Here is a 6,984-nt window from a genome sequence, read left to right on the forward strand (position 1 = left end):
GGTGCTGGTCTACCCGCTGATCGGCGTCCTTTCGGGAGAGCGTTACGCCGAAATGCCTCTCTTCGGCGTGACCCCGTGCCCGCTGTTGATCTTCACCTTTGCGGTCATGATCCTGGCGGCCCGCGTCCCGTGGTGGCTATGGATTGTTCCGCTGCTCTGGAGCGCCATCGGAGGCAGCGCCGCTGTCCTCCTGTCGGTCCCGCAAGACTGGGCGCTGCCGCTGTTCGCCCTCGCGGCCGTCGCGATCGCCCGGACGGATCGGCGGCGATCGGCGGGCGGTCTGTGACCGGCAGGGAGGGGGCGTAGCCGGCGAACAACTCCGCCACGGCGGCGAGGTCCTCGGCGGAGCGGGCGGGGGCGATATGGAAGCCGGCGGCCACGGCCGCATGGTGCAGGGCGGCGTTCGCCTGCAACGGCTATCGGCGCCGCCCGTCGATCCGTCCGGGCCCGCCGCGCGTAGAGGTCTCCGCCGCCCGCGCCGAAGGACCCGCCGATGACCCCCTCGATAACCCGCCGTCTCGCCCTGCTGATCGCGGGCGCCGTTTCGCTCGGCGCCTGCCAGACCACGCCGGTGGCGGACGCGGGCTTTCTGTCGAGCTACGAGGGGCTCGAGACCAAGGCCGGGACGCTGAGGGTCTCGGTGCGGGATCGACGGGACGAAGCGCTGGCCGCCGCGGTCGAACGGTTGTTCGTCGAGCCGGCGCGGCTGGCGCCCGGCGCGGCCGAGGGGGTGGCGCCGACCGATCTCGCCCTGGTGCTCGGCGAGGTGGATCGGCAGGTCTGCTACGAACTGAGCGAGCGTTTCACCGTCCTGTCGGGCCCGGCCGCCGACGCGGCGACGGTGCGGGTGGCGGTGACCCGGATCTCCCCGACCGAGCCCGTCGGCTCGGGCCTGTCGGCGATCGCCGGCGCCTTCATACCCGGACCGATCGGCATCCGCCCGCCCGGCTCGACCGGGATGCTGGCGGCCGAGGCGGAGCTGCTCGCCGTGGACGGCGCCCAGGCCGCCTCCCTGGCTTGGGCGCGCTCGGCCAATGTCGTGGGGATGGACAATCCCTCGCTGTCCCGGGTCGGCGACGCCCTGCAGTTCGCCGAGGTGTTCGGCGACCAGGTCGGCGACAGCTTCGCGCCGGAGGACCGGCCGGTCCGGGCCATCGCCGAACCGGACCCGTGCGAACGGTTCGGACCGCGCGACCAGCCGGGCGGTTTCATCACCCGCCTCGTCACCGGCCTGTATGTCCCGGAGACCCAGGGCGTGCGGCCCCAGCCGGCGCAATAGGCCGGCGCCTTTCGTCAGGCGCGGGACAGGTGCGGTCTGCTAGAAGGGCCGTCGCCTTTCCCCGACGAGGACGCCATGCTGGACGCCGAAACGCGCAAATTGATCGAGACGGCGAAGGCCCGACGACAGATCGAACTGTCGGCGCGGTTCGTCGACGCCGCGCCTCCGCCCGGGCGGCCGGACCCGCGGGCCGGAGCGGTCCGGGAACAGGCCTGGGCCGATCTCAAGGACCAGATCGTTGCGGCGGTCGGCGACTACGAGGGCGACGGCCTGAGGGTGCTCCGGCATCTGAAGACCCGGCCGGAGATCATTCTGACCGGGCCGGTGGCGACGTGGCGGCGGTTTCTCGACGAGAAGCGGGCGCTCGTCGCCGCTCCGACCGTGGAGTTTCGCCACTACATCAAGCATTGGAGCCACGGGTTGCCGGGCTTTCCCGAATAGCGATCGTCGCCCCGACGACGCGGCGATCAGCCCTCGATCGGGATGATGAAGATCCGGTCGTAGTTGGACGGTCCGTCGTAGCGGGGCAGGGCGACGTAGTCGTCGCCGGCACGCTCCATCACCTGGCGCGCGAACCGGTTGAAGGCGGCGCGATCCGTTCGCCGCCGGGGCACGACGACAAAGCCTTCTTCGGATGTCTCCACCGCGTGGGACGGCCCCCCGTCCTTCAGCGACTGCAGAAACACGCCCATGGCACGCCTCCGTCGATCAGGGCTGGAATAACAACAGTCATCCACAATCGGAGGGGATGCGCAACGGCGGAGGGCGATCGGCGGCACACATCCGCGCGAGCGGGCGCGGAACCCCGGGCGGGTCTTGTTGTTGAACGAAGCATGGCCGACCCGCGCGACACCGATCCAATCGACCAAGCTCCGCGCGAGCGGGGGATGGAGCGGCGCAGCAGCGGCGGCGCGGTGAACCCATGGCTGATGATCGGCGGCATCGCGCTGCTGGCGGTGGTCGTCTACGCCGTCTCGGCCCTGCTCTGAACCTGAAGGAAGCAGCGGACGGCCCTGCCGGACTGGACCCCGCCGGCGGGATAAGCGCCGCTGGCGCTTGACCGCCTTCGCCGGTGCGGTCATTGCGCGGGGATGAACATCCTGCTGGTGGGATCGGGCGGACGCGAGCACGCCCTGGCGTGGAAGATCGCCCAGTCGCCCCTGGTGCGACGGCTGGTCATCGCCCCGGGCAATCCGGGCATGGACAAGCTGGGCGAGCGGGTGGCGCTGAAGGTCACCGACGCGGACGGTCTGGCCGCCGTAGCGCGAGAGATGAAGGCCGATCTGGTGGTGGTCGGGCCGGAGACGGCGCTGGAGGCCGGGCTGGCCGACCGGCTGGCCACGGCGGGCATTCCCTGTTTCGGGCCGACGAAGAAGGCGGCCCAGCTGGAGACCTCCAAGGCCTTCTCCAAGGCCTTCATGGAGCGGCACGAGATTCCGACCGCCGGCTACGGCGTCTATGAGCGGCTGCACGAGGCGCGGCAGGCGCTGTCGGTGTTCAAGCCGCCCTATGTGATCAAGGCCGACGGCTTGGCGGCCGGCAAGGGGGTGGCCATCTGCCCCAACAAGCGCGAGGCCGAGGGGGCGATCGAACACATGCTGGGCGGTCGCTTCGGCACGGCCGGGGCGCGGGTGGTGATCGAGGAGTTCATGGACGGCGAGGAAGGCTCGCTGTTCGCCGTCTGCGACGGGCAGCGGGCGCTGCTGCTGGGCGGGGCGCAGGACCACAAGCGGGCCTATGACGGCGACCTGGGGCCCAATACCGGCGGCATGGGAAGCTATTCGCCGGCCCCGGTGTTCACGCCCGAACTGGTCGAGGCGGCCGAACGGGACATCGTCCGGCCGGTGATCGAGGGGATGGCGCGCGAGGGCATGCCCTATCGCGGGGTGCTGTACGCGGGGCTGATGGCCACCGAGTCGGGGCCCAAGGTGGTCGAGTTCAACGCCCGCTTCGGCGATCCGGAGTGCCAGGTGCTGATGATGCGGCTGGAGGGCGACATCGTGCCCCTGCTGCTGGCCTGCGCGCGCGGCGACCTGACCCGGGTCGCGCCGCCGGAGTTCCTGCCCGAGACGGTGATCTGCGTGGTGCTGGCCGCCAGCGGCTATCCCGACAGTCCGCTGGAGGGTTCGATCATCCGCGGGGCCGAGCAGAATTTCGGCCCGCACGTGCAGGTCTTCCACGCCGGGACCCGGCGCCGCGACGACGGCCAGCTGGTCGCCGCCGGCGGTCGGGTGCTGAACGTCTGCGCCCGCGGCAAGGACATCGCCGAGGCGCGCCAGCGGGCCTATGCGGCGGTCAGGAAGATCGACTGGCCGGGCGGCTTCCACCGCACGGACATCGGCTGGCGGGCGATGGAGCGGGAGCAGGGCGGCGCCGAAGGTTGAAGGTGATCTCGCCCTGACCGGTCAGGTTGAAGGCGGCTGAGACCGTGGCCGGGGTGTGTTAGAGTCGCTCCTATGAGCGATCCTGGCAACGAATTCGACGAGGAGCCGGTCGTCTTCGAAGAGGCGGACGAACTGGACGCGCGCGAACGGAAGGCGATGGCGGACATCGACGCCGGGCGGTTCGTGACGCATGAGGCGGTCAGACGCTGGCTCCTGTCCCTTTCCACGGACAACCCGCTGCCGCGCCCGAAGTGCGGCGAGTAGTCTGGTCCGATCAGGCGCTCGAACAGCTTGAGGCGATCACGACCTATGTGCGCACCGACAGCCCGGTGGCTGCGGCGCGTCTGGAAGCCCGCATCGTCGAGAAGGCGGACAGCCTCGGGATGATGCCGGACCGGGGGCGGCCGATCAGCCGGGCAAGACGGGTGATCGCCGTGACGCCGACCTACCTGCTCTGCTACGGGGTCGCGGGAGAGGAGGTGCGGATCCTGTCGGTCCGCCATTCCGCCCGGCGGCCGGAGACCTAGGCCCAGGCGAACAGGAGGCGGCCTTCGCCCATGCGTTCGCGCAGGGCCGGGAGGTCGTGGTGGGCGACCGAGAAACAGCCGTAGCTGCGGCCCAGCTTGCCTTCGCGGGCGAGGAAGGCCGGGTCGGCGTAGTCGGCGCCATGGACGATGATGGCGCGCTCGCGGGCCAGGTTGTTGGTGTACTCGAGACCGTCCAGCAGGACGTTGGGGCCCTGCTGGGCGCCGTGGCTGGCCCCGGCGGTGGCGTAGGCGCCGACCGAGGACATGTAGCTGTCGGGGGTGTTCGAGAACTGTTGGGCGAAGCCGGTGTGCGACGGATCCGAGCCGCGGCCGTGGGTGGTGCGCATCAGGGTGACGGCGCCGCCGTGCAGGTCGACCTCGTAGAGCCGCTCGTCGCCGGAGAATTTCTTGAAGTCGACCAGATACATGCGGTCGCGTTGGGTGATCTTGCCCTCGTGGATGTCCAGCGCCGCCAGGGCCCGGTCCATCAGCTCCTTGCGCACCGAGCCGCGCGGATCGAGCGGGCGGGTGGAGTTCAGCTGCGAGGTGATGATCTCGGGCGGCCGATCGACCTGGAGGGTCGGGGCCGGCGGAACCTGCTGAGCGGCCGCGGTGACGACCGGACGGGCCGCCGCGGTGGCGCAACCCGACACCAGTGCGGCGCCGCCCAGAATGAAGCCTCGTCTTGCTAGCCGCATGCGACGCCCCTCGCGCGGTTTCAGGAAGTCACGGGTTGTTTCAAATCATGACGTGGGTAGCAACCTGTGCCTTGGCCCGCAGGATAGTCAGTCTAAGGTGAAGAAGGCGTTCAGGGAGGGTTTCGTGAAGTCGATCACATCGTTGCTGGCGGCGACCGCCATATTTCTGGCCGGCGGGGCTGTGGCGCAAACCCCCGCCGCTGCTCCGGTTTCGCCCCCCGGGGGAACCACGTTCGTGCAAGTGGGGCGGCTTCTGGCCGATCCGGAGACCGGCGTTGTGCAACGCGGTAAAACTCTCGTGATCAGAGGGAACCAGATCGAGCAGGTCCTCGATGGCTTCGTCGATTCTGCCTACATCGGCGCCACAATCGATCTGCGCGACGCCTTCGTCCTGCCTGGACTGATCGACAGCCACGTCCACCTGACCAGCCAGCAGAACCCGAACGGGCGGCTGGAGGCGGTGACGCTTTCGAACGCGGACCGCGGCTTCGTCGGAGCGCGGCATGCGCGGCGGACCCTTATGGCCGGCTTCACCACGGTGGCCGATCTGGGCGGGCAGAATGAGGCGGTGTTCGCGCTGCGCGACGCCATCCGGCGCGGCGACGTGCCGGGACCGCGGGTGATCGCCTCGGGCAGTTCGGTGTCGATCCACGGCGGCCACGGCGACGCCAACGGCTACCGCGACGACGTCCTGCACCTGCTGTCGTCCGAGAGCGTCTGCTCGGGTCCGGAGGACTGTATGCGGGCGGTGCGGACCCAGGTGCGCTCGGGCGCCGACATCATCAAGATCACCGCCACGGGCGGGGTGCTGTCGAACACGGCGGCGGGGCTGGGGCAGCAGTTCTCCGACGCCGAACTGGCGGCCATCGTCGACGCCGGCCACCGGATGGGGCGTCAGGTCACCGCCCACGCCCACGGCGGCGACGGGATCAACAGCTTCCTGCGCGCCGGCGGCGACTCGATCGAGCACGGGACCTATCTGGACGACGAGTCGATCCGGCTGATGCGGCGCGAGGGCGTCTATCTGGTGCCGACCCTGATGGCCGGAGACTATGTGGCGCGGGTGGCCTCCGGGCCGGACAATTTCTTCACCCCGGCGCAGACGGCCAAGGCGCTGGAGGCGGGACCGCTGATGCTGGCCATGGCCGGGCGGGCCCACGAGGGCGGGGTGCGGATCGCCTTCGGCACCGACAGCGGGGTCTCGGCCCACGGCGACAACGCCCAGGAGTTCGCCCTGCTGGTGCGGGCCGGGATGACGCCGCTGGAGGCCATCCAGTCGGCCACCGTGAACGCGGCGACGCACCTGCGCCTCGAGGACGAGGCCGGCCGGATCGCGCCGGGGATGCCGGCGGATCTGATCGCGGTGTCGGGCGACCCCTTGGCCGACGTGACCGAGCTGGAGCGGGTGAGGTTCGTGATGAAGGGTGGGGTGGTCTACCGAGGCGACGACCGGTGAGGCGTGTCGAAGCGGTCCTGCTACTGACGTTGGTCGGCGGTCTGCTGGCGGCGTGCCTGGGCGGCTGGGGGTTCGTTCACGACGAGCCGCTGGCCGGCCCGTATCGGCTTGTGGCGGTGGTTGCCCGGGATCAAATGATTGTCTGTCGCTCGCTCGAGGGCGGGGGGTGCAGTGGCGATGGATTGCCCGATCAGACGGTTTTCGCCGCCGGCGCGGACGAGCGCTTCATCGTAATCGCCAGACATCCGTCGGGGCCGTTTGAAGTCAGGCAGCCCGGCGTCACCGAATACTATTTCTGGAAGCGTGACCCCGACGAAGCGCAGAGCAGGTTCCGTCCGGATGTCCGGGGACCGTACGATGGTGTGGCTTTTGAACGCGAGAAGGCGCGGCTGGTGCTCCCTTCATTCTCGGTGATCTTTGAGGATCTGCAGTAGAGGTTCTACAGCGCCCCAAGCAGCAGCCGCTGAAACCCCGCCTCGTCGTCGAAGCTGGCCTTGACCGGCCATGAGACGACCCGGGCGCGCCACTCGGGCGACAGGCGGAACCAGTCCTTCTCGGTGGTGATCAGGCGGCCGTGGGCGCGCTCGGCGTGCTCGGCGAGGAAGCGCAGGTCGGCGTCGCGGAAGGCGGCGTGGTCGGG

The 6,984-nt window shown here is 70.1% G+C and carries 12 protein-coding genes; 9 read left to right on the forward strand and 3 right to left on the reverse strand.

The features are described from left to right. The 3 genes from RDU12_RS10445 to RDU12_RS10455 form a co-directional block, all read left to right on the forward strand. Positions 1 to 286 (forward strand): DUF6064 family protein (locus RDU12_RS10445; RefSeq protein WP_308684581.1); only part of this gene is annotated, 286 nt, incomplete at its 5' end. A 207-nt stretch (positions 287 to 493) separates the two neighbouring features. Further along, entirely contained in the window at positions 494 to 1,279 is a 786-nt protein-coding gene (locus tag RDU12_RS10450; RefSeq protein ID WP_308684582.1) for a DUF3313 domain-containing protein, read from the forward strand. Between the two features lie 75 nt (positions 1,280 to 1,354). Further along, positions 1,355 to 1,720 (forward strand): hypothetical protein, encoded by a 366-nt coding sequence (locus RDU12_RS10455; RefSeq protein ID WP_300290868.1) that lies wholly within the window; start codon positions 1,355 to 1,357, stop codon positions 1,718 to 1,720. 26 nt (positions 1,721 to 1,746) lie between these two features. Here the strand turns inward: RDU12_RS10455 and RDU12_RS10460 are convergent, their stop codons facing one another. Next, positions 1,747 to 1,971, reverse strand: coding sequence for a hypothetical protein (locus RDU12_RS10460; RefSeq protein WP_300290866.1), 225 nt, complete (start codon positions 1,969 to 1,971; stop codon positions 1,747 to 1,749). A 141-nt stretch (positions 1,972 to 2,112) separates the two neighbouring features. Between RDU12_RS10460 and RDU12_RS10465 the strand changes: the two genes are divergently transcribed. The 4 genes from RDU12_RS10465 to RDU12_RS10480 all read left to right on the forward strand — a co-directional run bounded on the left by RDU12_RS10465 (position 2,113) and on the right by RDU12_RS10480 (position 4,190). Further along, positions 2,113 to 2,268 carry a hypothetical protein gene (locus RDU12_RS10465; RefSeq protein ID WP_300290864.1) on the forward strand — a complete coding sequence of 52 codons (156 nt, stop codon included), beginning with the start codon at positions 2,113 to 2,115 and terminating at the stop codon, positions 2,266 to 2,268. Positions 2,269 to 2,370: 102 nt separating this feature from the next. Then, entirely contained in the window at positions 2,371 to 3,663 is a 1,293-nt protein-coding gene (gene purD / locus RDU12_RS10470) for a phosphoribosylamine--glycine ligase (protein WP_300290862.1), read from the forward strand. 72 nt (positions 3,664 to 3,735) lie between these two features. Further along, positions 3,736 to 3,927, forward strand: coding sequence for a CopG family transcriptional regulator (locus tag RDU12_RS10475; RefSeq protein WP_300290861.1), 192 nt, complete (start codon positions 3,736 to 3,738; stop codon positions 3,925 to 3,927). Next, entirely contained in the window at positions 3,915 to 4,190 is a 276-nt protein-coding gene (locus RDU12_RS10480) for a type II toxin-antitoxin system RelE/ParE family toxin (protein ID WP_300290860.1), read from the forward strand. Before RDU12_RS10475 ends, RDU12_RS10480 begins: the two co-directional genes overlap by 13 nt. Here RDU12_RS10480 and RDU12_RS10485 read toward each other — a convergent pair. Then, on the reverse strand, positions 4,187 to 4,888 hold the full coding sequence (locus RDU12_RS10485) for a murein L,D-transpeptidase catalytic domain-containing protein (protein WP_300290858.1): 702 nt from the start codon (positions 4,886 to 4,888) through the stop codon (positions 4,187 to 4,189). The genes RDU12_RS10480 and RDU12_RS10485 overlap by 4 nt on opposite strands. Before the next feature lie 133 nt (positions 4,889 to 5,021). Here RDU12_RS10485 and RDU12_RS10490 point away from each other — a divergent pair, with 133 nt between their 5' ends. Continuing rightward, entirely contained in the window at positions 5,022 to 6,344 is a 1,323-nt protein-coding gene (locus tag RDU12_RS10490; protein WP_374990211.1) for an amidohydrolase family protein, read from the forward strand. Next, the gene (locus RDU12_RS10495) at positions 6,341 to 6,778 is read left to right on the forward strand and encodes a hypothetical protein (protein WP_300290856.1); all 438 of its coding nucleotides are present in this window, start codon (positions 6,341 to 6,343) and stop codon (positions 6,776 to 6,778) included. Before RDU12_RS10490 ends, RDU12_RS10495 begins: the two co-directional genes overlap by 4 nt. 5 nt (positions 6,779 to 6,783) lie before the next feature. Here the strand turns inward: RDU12_RS10495 and RDU12_RS10500 are convergent. Next, on the reverse strand, positions 6,784 to 6,984 hold a 201-nt coding region (locus RDU12_RS10500; RefSeq protein WP_308684583.1), incomplete at its 5' end, for a tetraacyldisaccharide 4'-kinase.

The sequence above is a fragment of the Brevundimonas sp. genome, assembly GCF_031082345.1.
GTDB lineage: Bacteria > Pseudomonadota > Alphaproteobacteria > Caulobacterales > Caulobacteraceae > Brevundimonas.

Coding starts and splice junctions, on each gene's coding strand:
- RDU12_RS10455 (WP_300290868.1), top strand. CDS start 1,355: ATGCTGGACGCCGAAACGCGCAAATTGATCGAGACGGCGAAGGCCCGA.
- RDU12_RS10485 (WP_300290858.1), bottom strand. CDS start 4,888: ATGCGGCTAGCAAGACGAGGCTTCATTCTGGGCGGCGCCGCACTGGTG.
- purD (WP_300290862.1), top strand. CDS start 2,371: ATGAACATCCTGCTGGTGGGATCGGGCGGACGCGAGCACGCCCTGGCG.
- RDU12_RS10450 (WP_308684582.1), top strand. CDS start 494: ATGACCCCCTCGATAACCCGCCGTCTCGCCCTGCTGATCGCGGGCGCC.
- RDU12_RS10465 (WP_300290864.1), top strand. CDS start 2,113: ATGGCCGACCCGCGCGACACCGATCCAATCGACCAAGCTCCGCGCGAG.
- RDU12_RS10460 (WP_300290866.1), bottom strand. CDS start 1,971: ATGGGCGTGTTTCTGCAGTCGCTGAAGGACGGGGGGCCGTCCCACGCG.
- RDU12_RS10475 (WP_300290861.1), top strand. CDS start 3,736: ATGAGCGATCCTGGCAACGAATTCGACGAGGAGCCGGTCGTCTTCGAA.